The sequence below is a fragment of the Kribbella swartbergensis genome (assembly GCF_054784135.1).
The window spans coordinates 1-1,498 of record NZ_BAAGPM010000036.1; the positions used below are offsets into that span (position 1 = coordinate 1).

At 64.2% G+C, this 1,498-nt stretch carries 1 protein-coding gene; it reads left to right on the top strand.

All coding sequences use genetic code 11. The features are described 5' to 3' along the window. Positions 1-35: 35 nt before the first annotated feature. On the top strand, positions 36-1,232 hold the full coding sequence (locus ACYVOK_RS32620; RefSeq protein WP_460666449.1) for an IS256 family transposase: 1,197 nt from the start codon (positions 36-38) through the stop codon (positions 1,230-1,232). Positions 1,233-1,498: the final 266 nt, after the last annotated feature.

The window sequence follows — 1,498 nt, forward strand, 5'->3', positions numbered from 1 at the left end:
TGATGTCCAAGTCACCCTCCGAGAGGAGCCCCACCATGACCAACATCAAGGATAAACCTGCCGCCGCTGCCATCAAGGACCTTCTCAACCAGAGCCCGGACGGGCTGCGCGAGATCGTGCGCGCCGTCATGCAGGAGATGCTCGAAGCCGAGATGACCGACGCCCTCCAGGCTGAGAAAGGCGAGCGCACCTCGGTTCGCCTGGGCTACCGCTCGGGCTACTACAGCCGGACCCTGGTGACCCGCGTGGGCAAGCTCGAACTGCGCGTGCCACAGGACCGGGACGGGCGCTTCTCGACCGAGCTGTTCGAGCGTTACCAACGCTCCGAGCAGGCCTTGGTGGCCACGCTCGCCGAGATGTACGTGCAGGGGGTCTCCACCCGCAAGGTCAAGGCGATCACCGAGGAGCTGTGCGGGCATAGCTTCTCGGCTTCTGCCATCTCGGCCATCAACAAGCGTCTGGACGACAGCCTGGCCCAGTTCGCCTCCCGCCGGCTTGAGGAGCCGTTCCCGTACCTGATCCTGGATGCCCGCTACGAGAAGGTGCGTGAGGGCGGCATCGTTGCCTCGCAAGCCGTGCTGATCGCGGTGGGTATCGACTGGGACGGCCGGCGCCAGATCTTAGGGGTTGAGATGGCCAACCGGGAAAGCCAGTCCTCGTGGCGCACCTTTCTGCTGGGCTTGCGCGAGCGCGGGCTCTCAGGGGTGGAGCTGGTGGTGGCGGACGACCATGCCGGGCTGAGGGCGGCAATCCGCGAGGTGCTGAGTGAGGCCGCCTATCAGAGGTGCTACGTGCACTTTCTCCGCAATGCCCTGGATCACCTGCCGCGCAAGGCCGATGATGACTGCCTGCAGGAGCTGCGCTGGCTCTACGACCGCCGCTCGGTCGAGGAGGCGCGGCGGGATCTCTCCGCCTGGATTGCCAAGTGGGAGGGGCGCTACCCGCGCCTGGTGGCCTGGGCCGAGGAGACGATCGAGGAGACGCTGACCTTCTACCGCTTGCCGCGCCAGCACCATAAGCACCTCAAGAGCACCAACATGCTCGAGCGTCTCAACGAGGAGATCAGAAGGCGCACCTATGTGGTGCGCATCTTCCCCAATGCCGCCTCATGCTGCCGGCTGGTGCGGGCGCTGGCGGTCGAGACGCACGAGAACTGGCTTGAGGCGCATCGCTACCTCAATATGGACGACCTGAAGGAGCACAAGAAGAGCACTCTGCGCGAAGCCGCTTAGCCAGCCTGACTGGCCGTCCCGCTTTGCAGAACTTGACGCACACAATCGGCGCAGAAGGTAGTCGGCCCGGCGAGCCCATCACAACATATGGGTGCTATGCCTGCAAAATGGCAGCACCCCGACCCGCTTGGGGCTTCAATCGGGCGCGACTGTTCGCCGGTCAGGCGGGCTGTGTAATTACCGGTTGGCTGCTACATCACTATGAGCATCGTCCAAACTCCCGGCCGTGCCGGTGGTGGTTAGCCAGGAAATAATGTCGTCAATGG

Coding starts and splice junctions, on each gene's coding strand:
- ACYVOK_RS32620 (WP_460666449.1), top strand. CDS start 36: ATGACCAACATCAAGGATAAACCTGCCGCCGCTGCCATCAAGGACCTT.